The sequence below is a fragment of the Achromobacter insuavis genome (assembly GCF_902859645.1).
Lineage (GTDB): Bacteria > Pseudomonadota > Gammaproteobacteria > Burkholderiales > Burkholderiaceae_B > Achromobacter > Achromobacter insuavis.
The window spans coordinates 35,808-52,631 of the sequence record NZ_CADIJR010000035.1 but is presented as its reverse complement, the minus strand read 5'-3'; the positions used below and the strand labels follow the sequence as shown (position 1 = coordinate 52,631).

The 16,824-nt window shown below is 69.9% G+C and carries 13 protein-coding genes; 8 read left to right on the top strand and 5 right to left on the bottom strand.

Annotated features, from left to right (window positions below; all coding sequences use genetic code 11):
• Window positions 1-83 precede the first annotated feature (83 nt).
• Window positions 84-1,319 (bottom strand): NAD(P)/FAD-dependent oxidoreductase, encoded by a 1,236-nt coding sequence (locus H0523_RS18030; RefSeq protein ID WP_054434907.1) that lies wholly within the window; start codon window positions 1,317-1,319, stop codon window positions 84-86.
• 128 nt (window positions 1,320-1,447) lie between these two features.
• Between H0523_RS18030 and H0523_RS18025 the strand changes: the two genes are divergently transcribed.
• The 7 genes from H0523_RS18025 to asd all read left to right on the top strand — a co-directional run bounded on the left by H0523_RS18025 (window position 1,448) and on the right by asd (window position 8,635).
• On the top strand, window positions 1,448-2,050 hold the full coding sequence (locus H0523_RS18025) for a GNAT family N-acetyltransferase (RefSeq protein ID WP_054460662.1): 603 nt from the start codon (window positions 1,448-1,450) through the stop codon (window positions 2,048-2,050).
• A gap of 121 nt (window positions 2,051-2,171) precedes the next feature.
• Window positions 2,172-2,678 (top strand): hypothetical protein, encoded by a 507-nt coding sequence (locus H0523_RS18020; protein WP_054435660.1) that lies wholly within the window; start codon window positions 2,172-2,174, stop codon window positions 2,676-2,678.
• Window positions 2,679-3,055: 377 nt separating this feature from the next.
• Window positions 3,056-3,775, top strand: coding sequence for a response regulator transcription factor (locus H0523_RS18015; RefSeq protein WP_054435661.1), 720 nt, complete (start codon window positions 3,056-3,058; stop codon window positions 3,773-3,775).
• Window positions 3,776-3,779: 4 nt separating this feature from the next.
• Window positions 3,780-4,661, top strand: coding sequence for an HpcH/HpaI aldolase/citrate lyase family protein (locus H0523_RS18010; protein WP_054435663.1), 882 nt, complete (start codon window positions 3,780-3,782; stop codon window positions 4,659-4,661).
• A gap of 239 nt (window positions 4,662-4,900) precedes the next feature.
• A complete protein-coding gene (locus H0523_RS18005; protein ID WP_006394850.1) occupies window positions 4,901-6,535 on the top strand; it encodes an ATP-binding cassette domain-containing protein in 1,635 nt (544 codons plus the stop codon).
• A 33-nt stretch (window positions 6,536-6,568) separates the two neighbouring features.
• A complete protein-coding gene (locus H0523_RS18000; protein ID WP_231689851.1) occupies window positions 6,569-7,561 on the top strand; it encodes an AraC family transcriptional regulator in 993 nt (330 codons plus the stop codon).
• A 207-nt stretch (window positions 7,562-7,768) separates the two neighbouring features.
• Window positions 7,769-8,635: an archaetidylserine decarboxylase gene (gene asd / locus H0523_RS17995; protein ID WP_054435668.1), complete on the top strand. Its 867-nt coding sequence runs from the start codon at window positions 7,769-7,771 to the stop codon at window positions 8,633-8,635.
• On the opposite strand, the gene H0523_RS17990 is transcribed toward asd, so the two are convergent.
• The 4 genes from H0523_RS17990 to H0523_RS17975 form a co-directional block, all read right to left on the bottom strand.
• Window positions 8,632-9,129 carry a DUF3304 domain-containing protein gene (locus H0523_RS17990; RefSeq protein ID WP_180180111.1) on the bottom strand — a complete coding sequence of 166 codons (498 nt, stop codon included), beginning with the start codon at window positions 9,127-9,129 and terminating at the stop codon, window positions 8,632-8,634. The two genes, asd and H0523_RS17990, sit on opposite strands and share 4 nt — an antisense overlap.
• Before the next feature lie 86 nt (window positions 9,130-9,215).
• Window positions 9,216-11,372, bottom strand: coding sequence for a T6SS phospholipase effector Tle1-like catalytic domain-containing protein (locus tag H0523_RS17985; RefSeq protein WP_054435672.1), 2,157 nt, complete (start codon window positions 11,370-11,372; stop codon window positions 9,216-9,218).
• Window positions 11,369-12,235 (bottom strand): DUF4123 domain-containing protein, encoded by an 867-nt coding sequence (locus H0523_RS17980; RefSeq protein ID WP_054435674.1) that lies wholly within the window; start codon window positions 12,233-12,235, stop codon window positions 11,369-11,371. The genes H0523_RS17985 and H0523_RS17980 overlap by 4 nt, the downstream gene beginning before the upstream one ends.
• Entirely contained in the window at window positions 12,228-15,062 is a 2,835-nt protein-coding gene (locus H0523_RS17975) for a type VI secretion system Vgr family protein (RefSeq protein ID WP_180180110.1), read from the bottom strand. The genes H0523_RS17980 and H0523_RS17975 overlap by 8 nt, the downstream gene beginning before the upstream one ends.
• Window positions 15,063-15,524: 462 nt before the next feature.
• On the opposite strand from H0523_RS17975, the gene H0523_RS17970 reads away from it, so the two are divergent.
• The gene (locus H0523_RS17970) at window positions 15,525-16,730 is read left to right on the top strand and encodes an alpha-hydroxy acid oxidase (protein WP_054434047.1); all 1,206 of its coding nucleotides are present in this window, start codon (window positions 15,525-15,527) and stop codon (window positions 16,728-16,730) included.
• The last annotated feature ends 94 nt before the right edge of the window (window positions 16,731-16,824 follow it).

Genomic DNA, 16,824 nt, shown 5'->3' with positions numbered 1-16,824 from the left:
CGGCCTGCCGCCGCCCCGGTCCGCGCCGCGTCGCGGCGCACGCACCGGGCGGCCCCCGGCAACCGCCCGCGTCCCGCGCGGGCCTAGCGGTTCAATGCATACGGCGCCGGATCCATGTCCGGCGCCTGTCCCGTCATCAGGCAGGCCAGCAGCTTTCCGGTCACCGGCCCCAGCGTGAAACCGTGGTGCGCGTGGCCGAAGGCCAGCCACAGACCCGCATGGCGCGGCGCCGCGCCGATCACCGGACGCATGTCCGGCATGCAGGGCCGACAGCCCATCCAGGGCGTTTTCTCCACCGCCTCGCCCAGCGGCAGCAACTGCGCCGCCAGCGCCCGCGTGCGCGCCACCTGCACCGGCGACGGCGGCGCGTCGCGCGGCGCGAACTCGGCGCCGGTGGTCAGGCGCAGGCCCAGCGTCATGGGCGACATCACAAAGCCGCTGTCGATATCCGCCACCGGATGCGACAACGCCGCCCCGTCTTCCAACGCGAAATGCTGGTGATAGCCGCGCTTGACCGCCATGGGCACGCGATAGCCCAGTGGCCGCAGCACGTCGGGCGACCACGGCCCCAGCGCCACCACCGCCTCGCGCGCCTCGACCGGCCCGGTCACGCCGCGCACGCGCCAGCCGCCGGACACCGCTTCCAGGCTGCGCGCATCGCCCCGCGCCAACTGGCCGCCGCGCTGCTGGAACAGGGCCGCGTAGCCGCGCGCCACCGCGCCGGGATCCGACACGTTGACCGGGTCGCGCCAGTGAATCGCGCCCACCATGCGCGGCGACAACGACGGTTCCAGGGCCGCCAGGGCCTGGCGGTCCAGCACCTGGTAATCCAATCCGTAATCGGCCAGCGCGGAGGCGTCGGCCGCGGCGCGGTCCAGGCTCTGCTGGCTGCGCATGCCGTCGATCCAGCCGTTGCGGCGGAACAGCGCGCCGATGCCGGCGGCGTCCTTGAGCGCATCGTGCTCGGCCACGCTGCGCTCGATCAGCGGCAGCATCGCGGCCGCGGCGCGCGCCAGCCGCGACGGCGCCGAATGCCACCAATAGCGCAGCAGCCAGGGCGCGATGCGCGGCAGGAAACGCGCGTGGTAACGCACGTCCGGCGTGCGGTTGCCGGCATAGCGCAGCAGGCTGCGCCAGTCGCGCGGAAAGGCGTAGGGGATGACGCTGGCGCGCTCGATCAGCCCGGCATTGCCGTAGCTGGTTTCCTCGCCGGGACCGCGCCGGTCCAGCAGGACCACCGAACGGCCGCGCGCCTGCAGGTGCAGCGCGGCGCTCACCCCGATGATGCCCGCGCCCAGGACAACCACGTCTGTTTTCATGCGCCGCATTCTGCGCCCGGGCGCGGGCTTCGGCAAGCCGCCGACGGCGGGCGTAGAATCGCTGGGCGTCCGGGACGCCGCCATGACGGCGCGCGCCCGACCGCGACGCGCCCGCGGAGTCTCCCGTCATGCCCTCCCCCGCCCGCCTGCCGCCCGTCACCCTGGAAGGCGAGATCGTCCGGCTCGAACCCCTGACCCTGGCGCACGCCGCCGCGCTGGCCGAGGTCGGACTGCATCCCGAACTGTGGCGGCTGCAACCCGAACCGGTCGCATCGGCCGACGACATGCGCCGCTATGTCGAGCGCGCGCTCGATGGCCAGGCCGCCGGCGCCTGCCTGCCGTTCGCCATCGTGCGCCGCGCCGACGGCCAGGTCATCGGCACCACGCGTTATATGGATATCGCCCTGCCGCACAAGCGCCTGGAGATCGGCGCCACCTGGCTCACCCCCGCCAGCCAGCGCAGCGGCGCCAACACCGAAGCCAAATATCTTTTATTGCAGCACGCCTTTGAAACAATTGGTATCATGCGGGTTGTGTTCAAAACGGAAGTGACCAACCTGCAATCCCGGCAGGCCATTCTCCGTATCGGCGGCGTCGAGGAAGGGGTGTTCCGCAAGCACCTCATCGCGCAGTCCGGACGCACCCGCGACATGGTCTATTTCGCCATCCTCGACGAGGATTGGCCCGCCGCCAAAGCGCGCCTGCTGGCACGCCTGCGGCGCGCGCCGTAGCCCGGGCGGGGCATTGTTCTTTGTTGACATCAAGGCCGGCGCTCAAGTTCACGCAACTTGACGCCGTTAACGCAGTACCGCGGGGCAAGTTTCCACCCGCCCCGCCTCTTTCAAGTCAGGTATGGATCGTTCTCCCCTCGCCCCGCCCTCGCCGCTCGGGCACAACCAGCGCACCATCTTCATCTACACCGAGGAACAACGGGGCAACCAGCTGGTGGAATCATTGGTCATCGGCATGCTGTCGGACGTCTCGGGTTCGGACAAGCTCGTCGTGGTGCAGGATCCGTTCAGCGGCCTCAAGTTCATCTACCGCGTCGACCACGAAAGCAGCAACCTCGACGCCGCGGCCATTGCCGAGCAGGACGAGTCCGCTTTCAACGGCAAGAATTCCGTTCAGATCAACTCGATGTCCTACAAGTTGGGAACCGCCGAGAACGCGATGAAGCTGTTGCGCGGCAAGACCCAATGGATCCAGGACAAGGGCGCGGTGCTGTCGGTGCTGCTGCAGAACGCGGCGGCCCGCAAGACGCGCTTCGCCCCGCCCCGCATCGAACGCGATCGCGTGCGCACGGTGCCGCAGGGCGTGCCGGTGGAATACCTGGCGGACTCGACGACGCCGCCGCAATGACCCGGCGGCGCTGAACCGCTGAACAACTGTCAGGCGGCTTTCTTATCCACAGAAACTGTGGATAAGAAATTCGCGGGCGCACGGCTGCTGGCCGTTACGGCGCCGTTGACGGGGCTGATCATTTTTTGACCACCGGCATGGGCGCGGTTCGGGGCGCCTTGCAACAGCGTTCGCTGCACCGCAATATGCCGCGCCGCCGCAACGGCGATAATGATATTCTCCGCGAGAGCGCCTCGAGGGGATCACACCGATGGCGCCGTATCCGGCCCGCGCCAGGCGGACTCACTCACACCAATAAGAAGCCGTAGCATGAAAGGAGCGGAAAGCGTGTTTGCCCTTGGAGCGCCTCGCGCACAACCGCCTGCTCGACCGGCGCCGTGACCATCATCATCGTCGACGATCACGGGGACTGGCGCGACACCATCGCCGAATTCATCCACGACCTCGGCCTGGGCGAAGCCATCCTCACCGCGGGCTCGCTGTCCGAACTCGACCAACTGCTGCTGAGCGTCACCCCCGGCATCCTGGTGCTGGATGCCATGCTGCCCGACGGCGACGGACTGGCGCGCGTGTCCCACCTGCGCACCACCTATCCCTCAATGGGCATTATCATGCTCACCGGGCGCCTGTTGAGCGAGGACAAGGTGTCCGGCCTGAGCCTGGGCGCCGACCATTACCTGACCAAGCCCGTCAACCTGGCCGAACTGGGCGCGACGCTCGTCTCGCTGTCGCGCCGCCTGCGCGTGGTGCCCGCCAACAGCCCCGAGGCGCCCAGCGCCGACGTCTGGCGCTTCGATCCGGCGCGCCGCATGCTGGTGTCGCCCAAGCGCATCCATGTCGACATCACCGACACCGAGAGCCGCCTGATCGGCGCGCTGATCCAGGCCGCGCCGCTGCCGCTGTCGCGCGGCCGGCTGGTCGAGGCGCTGGGCGCCAGCGCCGAAGCCTACGACACCCACCGGCTCGACGCCCACATGCATCGCCTGCGCCGCAAGCTGCGCGCGCAGGCCGGCGGCGACATGGGCATCCGCACGGTGTATGGCGTCGGCTATGTCTGCACCATGCCCGTGCAGGTCATCAGCAATCCCAAGAGTTGAATCCATGTCCCTCGCCGCCCGTCCCCGCCGTTCCGTTCTCTACATGCCGGGCGCCAATGCGCGCGCGCTGGACAAGGCGCGCAGCCTCGATGCCGACACGCTGATCCTGGACCTGGAAGACGCGGTCGCGCCCGACGCCAAGGCGCTGGCGCGCCAGCAGGTCGCCGCGGCCCTGCGCGCCGGCGGCTATGGCCGGCGCGAATGCGTGGTGCGCGTCAATGCGCTGGATACGCCGTGGGGCCTGGACGACGTGCGCGCCATCGCGCAGGCCGGCGCCGACGCGGTGTTGCTGCCCAAGGTGCAATCGGCGGCCGAACTGGAAACCCTGGCGCAGGCGCTGGACGCGGCCGGCGCGCCCGCCGCGCTGCCGCTGTGGGCGATGGCCGAGACCCCGCTGGGCTTCCTGCGCCTGGACGCCATCGCCGGCGGCCACGCGCGGCTCGCGGCCATCGTGGTGGGCACCTCCGACCTGGTCAAGGACCTGCACGCGCGCCACACGCCCGAACGCCACGAGACGCTGCTGGCACGCTCGCTGGCGGTGCTGGCCGCGCGCGCCCATGGCCTGGCGGTGCTGGATGGCGTGCACCTGGATCTCGATGACGATGCCGGCCTGGCCGCCGCCTGCCGGCAGGGACGCGACCAGGGCTTCGATGGCAAGACCTTGATCCACCCGAAGCAGATCGCCGCCGCCAACGCGGCCTTCGCGCCGACCGATGCCGAACTGGCCAGCGCGCGCAAGCGGCTCGATGCCTGGCGCGCCGCCCAGGCCGCCGGCCAGGGAGTGGCGGTGGTGGACGGCGCGCTGGTCGAGAACCTGCACGCGTGCGAGGCCGAACGCCTGCTGGCCCTGGCCGACGCCATCGCCGCGCGCTCGGCCCCGGCCTGAAGCCGCGCCACGACTGGCTGAACCCGCCCTCGGGCGCGGGTCCGCGCGGCCGGCTACAATAGCGCCCGCGATCGGATGGGCATCGGCCCCGTCCGCCTGCCGCGCCCGACGCGGTCCGCATGTCGCGCCGCCGGCGCGATCGCTCCACGGTTCCTTCTTTTTGCGCCGCACTTTGTGGCGGGAGCCTTGCCGCGCTTATTTCACGCCACCCCGGTCGGCACCCTCCAGCCACACGATTCATGATCCGCTTCCAACAAGTTTCACTGATGCGCGGCGTCAAGCCCTTGTTCGACAAGGTCGACCTGCTCCTGAACCCCGGCGACAAGATCGGCCTGATCGGCGCCAACGGCGCCGGCAAGTCGAGCCTGTTCGGCCTGCTGCGCGGCACGCTGCACGCCGACCAGGGCGACCTGGACTACCCCGCCAGCTGGCGCATGGCCTACGTGGCGCAGGAAACGCCCGCGCTCGACCGCCCCGCCATCGAATACGCCATCGACGGCGACGTCACGCTGCGCAAGCTCGAAGCCGAGCTGGCCGCGCTGGAAGCGGAACCCGAGAGCGCCGAGAACGGCCTGCGCATGGCCGACATCTACGCCGCGCTGGCCGACGCCGATGCCTACACCGTGCATTCGCGCGCCGAACAATTGCTGACCGGCCTGGGCTTCACGCAGGCGCAGATGCAGTTGCCGCTGACCAGTTTCTCGGGCGGCTGGCGCATGCGCCTGAACCTGGCGCAGGCCCTGATGTGCCCGTCCGACCTGCTGCTGCTGGACGAGCCCACCAACCACCTGGACCTGGACGCCATCATCTGGCTGGAAGACTGGCTCAAGCGCTATCCGGGCACGCTCATCGTCATCTCGCACGACCGCGACTTCCTGGACGGCGTGGTCAACGTCATCGTCCACATCGACGAGCGCAAGCTCAAGCGCTATTCGGGCAACTACTCGTCGTTCGAGCGCCAGCGCGCCGCCCAGCTGGAGCTGGCGCAGGGCATGATGGAAAAGCAGATGCGCCAGCGCGCGCACCTGCAGTCGTTCATCGACCGCTTCAAGGCCCAGGCCAGCAAGGCGCGCCAGGCGCAGAGCCGCATCAAGGCGCTGGCCCGCATGGAGGAAGTGGCGCCGCTGCGCGCCGCCGCCGAGTTCTCGTTCGAGTTCCGCGAACCGCTGCGCGCGCCCAATCCGCTCTTGACGATGGACAAGGTCAGCGCCGGCTACCGCAACACCGACGAGGACAGCGGCGTCACGTCCGACAAGATCATCGTGTCGGGCATCGACTTCTCGCTGCAGGCGGGCCAGCGCCTGGGCCTGCTGGGCATCAACGGCGCCGGCAAGTCGACCTTCATCAAGACCATCGCCGGCGAGCTGCAATCGCTGGCGGGCGACACCCAGTTCAACAAGGGCCTGTCGATCGGCTACTTCGCCCAGCACCAGGTCGAGATGCTGCGCCATGACGAATCGCCGTTGTGGCACATGACCAAGATCGCGCCGACTGTGCGCGAACAGGAACTGCGCAACTTCCTGGGCAGCTTCAATTTCAACGGCGCCATGGCCACCAGCTCGATCGCGCCGTTCTCCGGCGGCGAGAAGGCGCGCCTGGCGCTGGCGCTGATCGTCTGGCAGCGCCCCAACCTGCTGCTGCTGGACGAGCCCACCAACCACCTGGACCTGGAGACCCGCGAAGCGCTGACCACCGCGCTGGCGCAGTTCGAAGGCACGCTGGTGCTGGTGTCGCACGACCGCCACCTGCTGCGCGCCACCACCGACCAGTTCATCATCGTGGCCGACGGCCGCTTCAGCCCGTTCGACGGCGACCTGGACGACTACAAGGACTGGCTCTACAAGACCAAGCTGTCGGCCAAGGCCGCGGCCTGACCGCGCGCGCCGAACCGGCATAGAATCGCAGGCATGTCCCGCCGCGCCGCGGCGGTCGCGCCCGCCTTCTCATGCCCTGAACCCATGGACAGCCTGAGCCAGATCCTGTCGACGGTCGAGCCCGCCGGCACGGTGGACCTGCTGTGCCGCTACGGCGGCCGCTGGCGCGCCGACCACCCGCAGGCGCCGGCGGGCCACGTGCCCTACCACGTCATCCTGCAAGGCGAAGGCGTGGCCCGCGTCGGGCGCGACGAGCTGGCGCTGCGGGCCGGCGACATCCTGCTGCTGCCGCACGGCGCCTCGCACCTGCTGCGCGGCATCGACGACACCGCGCCGGCCGCCTCGCCGCCCGCCGACATCCGCCACAACGGCGTCCTGACCGAACTGACCCAGGAAGGCCCGGGGCCGCGCCTGGAAATGCTGTGCGGCGTGTTCACGCTGGGCCGCGCCGGCGGCCTGCTGCTGATGGCGCTGCCGCAGGCCATGGTGCTGCGGGCCGCGGCCGTCGGCGGCAACACCGCGCTGGCCGCCCTGCTCGGGTTGATGCGGGCCGAGGCCGAGCAGCCGCGGCTGGGCGGCGCGGCCATCATCAATCAGCTGTCCACCGCCCTCTTCACGCTGGTGCTGCGGGCCCTGGTCCATGACGGCCAGCAGACCCGCGGCCTGCTGGCGCTGATGGCCGATGCGCGGCTGGCGCCCGCGATGCAGTCGATGCTGCTGGCGCCCACCGAGCCATGGACCCTGGCGTCGCTGGCCGAACGCTGCCATCTGTCGCGGGCCACCTTCGCGCGCCAGTTCGTCCGCGCCAGCGGCCTGACGCCGCTGCGCCTGCTGACCGCGATCCGCATGGAACACGCCGCGCGCCAGCTCGAGCGCCGCAAATGGTCGGTGGCGCGCGTGGCCGCCGAATGCGGCTACCAATCGGAAGCCGCGTTCGCGCGCGCCTTCAAGCAGCATTTCGGCGCCGGGCCGGGCGCCTACCGGCGCCATGGCGTCGCGCCGGCCGATACGGCCCAGGCGGCGTAACGGCACGGCCGGCATAGCGCGCCGCGGACCGTCAAATCGCGCGACGAAAGCTGTCCGCCCCATGGTCCATTCGCGGCCGGACGCGTTACAATCCCGCGAATTGCACGCCCGGGCGCGATCGGCCACGCAGCCATCGACATCACCCCGCGCGCGACAACCTCCAACCACGTCCCGCTGTCCGCGGGACGCGTTTTTTAGCGCTCCTAGATGCCCATCAAAGACCAGATCTTCCTCGCCAGCCAGTACCTCGCGCCGCATCACCTGGTGTCGCGTTTCTTCGGATACGCCTCGGACTGCCGGGAACCCGCGGTCAAGAACTGGATGATCTCGCGCTTCGTGCGCAAGTATGGCGTGGACATGCGCGAAGCCGAGCAGGAAGACGCGCTGGCCTACGAGTGCTTCAACGATTTCTTCACCCGCGCCCTCAAGCCGGACGCGCGGCCGCTGGACGATGAGCCCGGCGGCGTGCTGTGCCCGGCGGACGGCGCCATCAGCCAGATGGGCGCCATCGAGCATGGCCGCATCTTCCAGGCCAAGGGCCACAGCTATGGCCTGACCGACCTGCTGGGCGGCGACAGCGAGCGCGCCGCGCCGTTCCAGGGCGGCGAATTCGCCACCATCTACCTGTCGCCCAAGGACTATCACCGCGTCCACATGCCGGTGGCCGGCACGCTGCGCGAGATGATCCACGTGCCGGGCCGGCTGTTCTCGGTCAATCCGCTCACCGCGCGCAACGTGCCGCGCCTGTTCGCGCGCAACGAACGCGTGGTCTGCATCTTCGACACCGAGCACGGCCCCATGGCCGTGGTGCTGGTCGGCGCCATGATCGTGGCCTCGATCGAAACCGTCTGGGCCGGCCTGGTCACGCCGTACAAGCGCCGCGTCAAGGCGGTGCGTTACGACGACGCCGCCCGCGCGCCGATCCACCTGGACAAGGGCGCCGAGATGGGCCGCTTCAAGCTGGGTTCGACCGCCATCGTGCTGTTCGGGCCGGACAAGGTGCGCTGGGCCGACACGCCGTCGGTGCGCGGACCGGTGCGCATGGGTGAATTGCTGGCGCTGCCGCGGAGCTAGCGCGACGGCGCCATGGCGGGTGGCGGCGGGTGCTTGTCGAGGAAACGCTTCAGGTCCGCCTCGGTCGCGTCCGCCGGCTGCGGCAGCCCCTGCAGGAAACCCGGGCCTCCCGGACCGTAGTCGGACGGTTGCACGAAGATCTCTCCGCCCGGCAGAAACACCGCCCAGGCATAGCCATCGTGGAAGGGTTCATAAGGCAGCACGGGCGCATCACGCACCATCAGTTGGGTTTCCCCGCGCTTGAACATGGAATCCGTGCGCCACTCGATGCGCATTGTCATGCCGGGCTTCCACTGCGTTGGAATGGCAACGCAGCAGGTGCCCGAACTATGAGAACGCGGCCGGGCGTTCCCGGCCCAGCCTTGATTGATATACACGGGATCCAGGCCTTCACCAAGGTAATTGATGATGCCGAGCCGGACACCAAGCGTCTCGGGTATCGGCATCGACTGGGCCCATGCGGGCTGGCCCGCCCACGCCTGAACGGCCAGCAAGACACCGACCAACGCATAGCGGCCCGAGGCGATCAGGCCCCGCGGCGTGAACCAGCAACTCCGTGACGCGCTTGATATCCGCATGACTAGAACCGGGGCAAGGCGTTGAAATTCATCGGCATGTTCTGCAAGGCCCGCTGCGTTTGCTCCCGGTCCTGCTGCGCTTCCCTTTGCGCACGAACCTGGGGATTGGCGTAAACCGAACGCCAGCGCAGATATCCCCACTGCCAATAAAACTCCCGCCCGTCCGATTGCAACACCAGATCGTCCGGGTTGGCGCGGTAGCGTGCCAGTTCCGCCTGTTCCTGCTTGTTGGGGCGCGCGATCAGCGCCAGGTCGGGACGCCCGACGGCAACATACTCCTCGGCCTCTTTCTCGCGTTTTTCCAGCTGCTTGATGCGGTCCTTCTGCATCGCGATCCAGACATCGTCATCCTTGCCCAGCGGCTTGAACCAGGCGCGCGAATCATGCACGAAGTTGTCCAGCAGGTCGATTACCGCCGCGGCCGGACGGCCGGGGAGATTCCAGACGGTGCGGAGTTGATCGAGCCACATCTTCTCCTTGTTTCCTCGCAGCAGCAGCATGACGCTGTCGTAGAGCCGGGCGCCTCCGCCCCCGGCGCCTGGCATGGCCGTCGGCGTCGACGTGCGCTCCAGCGCATTGTCCGTCGTCAGCTTGCGCACTTCCAGCAGCAGTTCGTCATTGGCCCGCACCAAGTCTTCGTAGTCCTGCGGATAGTTGGCCCTGGCCCGCAGCGAGCTGGGAATGCCGCCGATCCACTCCGGTCCGCGATCGGCGCGCAAGCGCCGCCAACGCAGATACTGCACGTAGTGGTTGTACATGATGCGCCGGGTCGACGTCTGCTTCTGCGAAATGTCGGCGGTCGCGGTCACGTAGGCGTTGAAGGCGGCGCGCAGTTCCGCCGACACCTGGAATCGGGCCTGCGCGGGTCCGGGAGCGGTATGAAGCCGCAGCGGAACGCCGGCCTGCACGGCTTCCCGGTACATATCGCACAGCGGGATCTGCGACAGCTTGTCGCTGTCCCTCGTGCCGCGGCCCTGCTCCGCCGGCTTATAGCCGCCGCCCACGTCCGAGTGCACGCCCGGATAGACGATTTCCTCGTAGCTCGGCCCATCGATCAGGTCCAGCGGAAAAGACCCGCGCACTTCGTGAGCGCCGACCATGTGAACGCAGCGCGACACCGCGTTCGGAATCTCCAGGTCTTTCTTGCGCGCCCAGGCGCCGTGGCCGTCCCAGACGTCCTCGCTCACGCTCTGGGCGATGCCCGCGGACGCCACGGTATCGAACAACCCCATGAAATCGAGGTCGACCTTGATGCCCGCCAGGCGCAGCACGCCATCGCCGCGGGGCTGATAGAACGAAATGCCCTCGGGCGGATCGCACGCATCCTTGAGCCAGTTGGCGAAGACCCGGGCCTCCGCCGCGCCGCGCGAGAAACCGAAGATGGATACCCGGATGCGCTCGATCTTCGGCTTGGCGTCCAGATAGCCTGCCAGCAGGGTCCGCAGGTCCCGGTTGCGCCGCGCCAGCACCGTATAGCGTCCCATGTCCTTCGGTTCGGTGTTGTTGACCTCCCGAACACGCAACAAGGTGTCCAGAAAACCCTGCGTGCGCCGGGCCAGGACATCGGCCCCATCGCCCGGACTCATCCCGGTATAGGCGGCCAACGGGATCTTGGCGGCCTTGGCCAGGTCCTCGATCTGCAGGCGCGACAGGGACATGTCCGCGCTCATCTCCCGGACGAGGGCGCGGGTGTCCTGGCCCAGAGCCGCCGTCAAGGCGCGCGATGTGAAGTGCTGGTGCAGGTGGTTCTGGAACTCCAGCAACGCCCAGTTGATACGAGCCTCGCCGCCCCACCCGGCGGCGGCGCCGGCCTGCGCATGGGCCCCTGTGCCGGGATCGCCCACCTTATCGACACAAGGGGTGCCGACGCCCTCGACATAGGACCGGAAACGATGCTGACGGGCGCTGTAGCTGGGATCAACGGCGTCGTCGAACACGGAATACAGCCGGGCGACATTGGTCTGCGTGTGGTTGCCGGCCCGCTCCGACATGTACATGTTGTTGCGCGTCCCATCGAAGAAGAAGCCGAAGAACAATTCGATCGAACAGTCGGTGCCGGCCTTTTCCCCCATGCGCTGGCAGGCCTTGCGCTGTTCGCGGAAATCCAGGTCCGAGGGAATCTCGCGGCAGGGGCCGGCGAAGCGGAATTTGAAAGTCATGAGGACAGTTCCGTGCTGGAAGCGGCCAGAGACGGCATCGGATTGACGGGCGCCAGCATTCCGCGGCGGCGCAGCAACGCCAGCGCGTGCCGATAGGCCAGCGCTTCGTTGTCCAGCCCGCGCCGCGCCAGGCGCTGCACGCCTTCCAGGATCAATTGGTACGCGGTCGACGGCGGGCCATTCAACGCGCCGAACAACGGCGCGCGCAACTGCACGAAGCGCAGGATCGCATCCGGCAGCGCCAGCAGGCGCAGATGGCGCTGCTGATCCGCGGCGATCACATAGGGGTCGGTCGGCGCGGCCGGATCGAAGCGCGGATCCCCTTGCACCACCCGCAGCGCGCCGTGGCGGTCCACGTACGACCAGCGCTCGATGCCGGCCAGCAACCGCTGGCGCTGGGCCGGCGCGAACACATCCAGCAGCGCGGCGAAGGAACGCGTGTCGGCCAGGCGCAGCAGGTACGCCTTGCCGTCGGCGTCGACCGCCTCGATCTGCCGGCCCAGGTGATCCGCCAATTGCGCCAGCGATGCCGGCGTGGTCAGCAGGCTCAACATCGGCCGGCCCCGCGTCAGTTGCAGGAGCTTGTCGCACAGCGGCGCGCGCAGCGCCGGCACCCAGGGCAGCCGCAACAGATACGGCGCCACCTGGTCCAGGCCCTCGCCCTGGTAGCGGCCGGCGTAGAGTGAGCAGTAGTCCTCGGCGTCCAGCCAGCGCGCCAGCCGCTCGGGCAGGCGCGGCGAGAAAGCGGCGTCGAGCAGCACGTAGCGCTCCGGCGCGTCCGGGTGGTTCCAGGCGGCGTCGTGCAAGGCCCGCGCCACGTCCGGCGCGGCGGGATCGATCCAGGTGTCGCGATCCTCAAGCATTCTTCACCGTCATGGCGGAACCGCCCGCGGCCGCCTCCACCGCGCAGCTGACGCAGACGCTCTGCGGGAACTGCGGGAAGGGATACGGCAGCTGGTCCGGCCCGGCGAACTGCTTGTTGCCGGTCTTGACGTCGATGCGGCCGGGCGCGGTGACAGTGATGTTGCCGCCCTCGAGCACGATGCTGGCGCCCGCCGCCGTCGCGATGCGGATGCGCTTGGGCGCGGCGTATTCCACCGCGGTCTGGGCGCTGCCGACCGTCAGGTCCTGCTGCGCCTGCACCCGCAGGATGTCGTGCTGGGCCTGGATGTCGACGTTGCCCTTGGCCGAGATCAGGTCCAGGCCCGAGCCCGCCCCGCCCTGCTGCAGGCCCGCCACCATGCCCAGGCCCTGCCCCGTGTGCAGGCGCAGCGCGCCCATCACGGCCAGGTTCTGGTCCTTGCCCGAAGACCAGTGCACGGCCTCGCCAGCGGTGTACTGCAGGTGCTGCCCGGCGATCTGCGCCAGCCCCGCCCGCGCCGCCATCAGCACCACCGGATCGGTCGCGTGCGGCACCTTGCCCTGCGCCGCGTCGGTATGCTTGGCCGAAGCGTCGCCGCGCGCGCCGTCCACGCTGTCGCCCGCCACCGTGCCCGAGACCGCCCGGTGCATCGCCGCCAGCGGCGCCTTGTCGCCATCGAGCGCGCTGGCGCCCGGACCGCGCGTGCCCTGCACCGTCGCCAACCGCAGCCCCTGGTGCGCGCCTACCACGCCATCGAGCGAGCGTGCCATCTGGTCGGTCTGGCCCGCCAGCGCCTGCACCCCGGCCGCATCGCCGATGGCGCCGTCCTGGGGGGTGTAGGTGCTCAGCAACACGCCGGCGCCGCCGCGCACCGCGCCGTAGCCATCGGTGCGCAGCTCGGCGCCCAGGCCGCGCAGGCCGCCGCGGTAGTTGCCCGCCTGGTGGATCAGGTGGCCCAGGTTCAGCTCGCTGGCCTGCTGGCTGCTCTTGACCTGCATGCGCAGCTGGCCGTCGGTGTCGTCGAACACGATCTGGTTGTAGCCCGCGCCGCCGAATTCCTTGCTCTTGAAGCCGCTCAACGCGGCCGCGTTGCGGTGGTTCTCGTCGCCGCCGGCCGCCCCATGCCAGGCCGGCGCGTTGCCCGCCGCCAGATTGGCCTGGGCGCTGGGCGCGTTGTCGCGCGCCGCGGCATAGACCTGCGTGTCGGCCTTGGCGCCCGGGCGTCCGCCCGGCGTGGCGGGCGTGCCGCCCTCGCCGCGGCCGTTGTACAGCGCGCCCACCACGATCGGCTGGTCGATGTCGTCGTCCAGAAAACGCACCAGCACCTCCTGGCCGATGCGCGGCACGAAGCTGATGCCCATGCCCGCGCCCGACTGGCGCTGCGCCACCCGCACCCAGCGGCTGGCCGCCTCGCCCTCGGCGGCGTTGGCCTGCCAATGGAAACGGATGCGCACGTCGCCGCGCTTGTTGCGCAGGATCTCGTCCTGCTCTTTCACCTGCGTGCCGCCCTCGGCGTCGGTCACGACCGCCGTGTGCACCCCGTGCACCGACGGCGCGCCGCTCAGGCGCGCGCCGCGCTGATGCGCCAGCTGCGGCCGCCACGGCCGGTCGCAGCGCACCGCTTCGAAGCGGTTGGCGTAGCCCACCTCGCGCGCCTTGGCCAGTACCGCCGGATCGGGGGATTGCGAAGCCGCGGCCTCGCCATCCAGCATCAGATACGCATCCAGCCCCCCCAGCCGCTGCGCCAGCGAAGCATGGGTTTCCGGAGGCAGGTTGTTGATGCCCACATGCTCGATCCAGTCCAGCGCAAAGACGGGCTCGAAGCCGACCTCGCCCGCCGGCCCCAGCGACGACAGGTCCCGCAGCGTGAAGCGCGTGCCCGAGCGGAACGTGCGCACCACCCCGCGGCCCGCGAAAGTCTCGGCGCGGGCGCGCACGGCCTCGCGCGCCAGGTTCGCCTGCCGGCGGGCCTGCGCCTCGTCGGCAAAGCCGCCATGGCCGGCGATCTCGTACCAGTCCAGGCCCGCCGCGTCGTCCTGCCCGCTGGCCGGGTTGACCGGCGCCTGCGCGGCCACGGCGCGCTTGCCGCTGTCGTGCCAGCCCAGCACGGTGATGCTGTCGGGCGTGCGGCGGCGCTGGCGCGCCAGCGCCTGCACGGTGTCGCGCGATTCGGTCGCGGCGGCGCGCTGGAAGCGGATGCCGCCGCCCGCGGACTCGGCGTCCTCGGCCAGGTTGCGGCTGTCGGCGAACAGCTGCACCACGTGGCGCGCGGGCACGCTTTCGTCTTCCAGCACGGTCCAGCCCAGGCCGGCCTCGGCCAGCAGGCGCATCAGGAAGTCATAGTCGGTTTCACGGTATTGGGTGGTGTAGGGACGCGGCGCCAGGTCGGCCAGCGCGCCTTCGACGTCGGCCGCGATGCGGTAGACATAGCCCTCATAGCCGTCGAGCACATGGCGCACGATGTCCAGCACGGCCTTGCCCTCGAACACGCGGCTGGCGCGCCGCTGCGTCGCCAGCCACAGCCACGGCACGACGGTCAGCCGGTAGCGCGCCAGGCCGGCGTCGCCCGCCAGCAGCTCGGCCTCGCGGATCACGCCGCTGCGCGCCGCGCGGCTGCCGTCGGCGCGCGTGGTCCACAACGTGACCGGGCGCGAGATCATGTCCTGCAGCGACAGGCCGGCGTCATCCGACAGCGCCACCACGCGCAACTGGCCGACGCCGGAAAGCGCCTCGCGCGCGATCCAGCCCTCCACCTGCAATGACGCGAGCACGCCCTCGCCCTGCAGGCGATAGAGGCGCGACTCGGAATTGAACAGGCTGCCGCTCATGGCTGCCTGGAACGCTGGAACAGGGTTGAAGCCGGCACAGTCAGGGGTCTCCCATGCGCAGTCCTACAGCGGGGCCAAAGAGAAATAACACGCCGGCTTGGCCCGACCGGAAATTCAGCTGTGCGTAATATGCAACCAAATCTTGGCGCGCCGGGCATGCCCGCGCGCGGCCGGCAGCAGCGGATCGACGGGAGCCCTGGCGCTGCGGATTGCGCCAAAAGAATGAGAATGCGCGGTGATGATGCGAATTATCACAATTTCTCAGGTTCCGATAACGAATCGCGCTCGGACGGCCGCCTGGAAGGCGACGGACGCCTTGGCCCGGCCGCGCGGCGGCGCCGAGGCGCGCCATGCGCCGATCAGGCGGCACCTTACTTTCAATAAAGCGAACAGGAAATTCAGAATTTATTCGCTTTATGTGGCTAACTACCGTGGGTAGATTGGCGCTTTTTCGAACCTGCCATGACCACCACCGCCCTGCCCGCCGCCGCCCCCGCCGCCACCCCGAGCCGCCCGTCCCGCGCCCTGGCGCGCATGCTGTCGCTGGACGACTTCGAGGCCGCCGCGCGCCGGCGCCTGCCGCGTCCGATCTTCGGTTACGTGGCCGGCGCCGCCGAGGACAACCAGTCTCTGCGGGCCAATCGCGAGGCCTTCGGCCGCTACGCCTTCCAGCCGCGCGTGCTGGTCGACGTCTCGCGCCGCCAGCAGCAGGTCGAGCTGTTCGGCCGCCGCTACGAATCGCCGTTCGGCATCGCACCCATGGGCATCAGCGCGCTGTCGGCCTATCGCGGCGACATCGTGCTGGCGCGGGCCGCGCACGAACAGGGCATTCCCGCCATCCTCAGCGGCACCGCGCTGATCGCGCTGGAAGACGTCATCCAGGCCGCGCCCGGCACCTGGTTCCAGGCCTACCTGCCCGGCGACCCCGCGCGCATCGACGCGCTGGTGGCGCGCGCCGCCCGCGCCGGCTACGAGACCCTGGTGCTGACGGTGGACATCCCGGTGTCGGCCAACCGCGAGAACAACGTGCGCACCGGCTTTTCCACCCCGCTCAAGCCGAGCCTGCGGCTGGCCTGGGACGGCCTGACCCGGCCGCGCTGGCTCGCCGGCACCTTCCTGCGCACGCTGCTGGCCCACGGCATGCCGCACTTCGAGAATTCGTTCGCCACGCGCGGCGCGCCCATCGTGTCGGGCTCGGTGCTGCGTGATTTCAGCGCCCGCGACCACCTCAATTGGGAGCACGTGGCGCGCATCCGCCGGCAATGGCAGGGCGCGCTCATCATCAAGGGCCTCCTGCACCCGGCCGACGCGCGGCTGGCGCGCGAGCACGGCGCCGACGGCATCATCGTCTCCAACCACGGCGGCCGCCAGCTCGACGGCGCGATCTCGCCGCTGCGCGCCCTGCCCGGCGTGGTGGCGGCCGCCGGCGCCATGCCGGTGATGATGGACAGCGGCGTGCGTCGCGGCGGCGACGTGCTCAAGGCGCTGGCGCTGGGCGCGCGCTTCGTGTTCGTCGGCCGTCCCTTCAACTATGCCGCGGCCGTCGGCGGCCAGGCCGGCGTGGCGCACGCCATCGGCCTGCTGCGCGCCGAGGTCGACCGCAACATGGCCATGCTCGGCATCAACCGCCTGGACCAGATGGACGCCAGCCTGCTGACGCCCGCCTGAGGCGGCCGTCACGCGCAAGCGGCGGCGTCCATCTGGCGCCGCCCGTGGCATTTCCATCCCGGATGCCGTGCGCGCAGGGCATAGAATGGGGGTT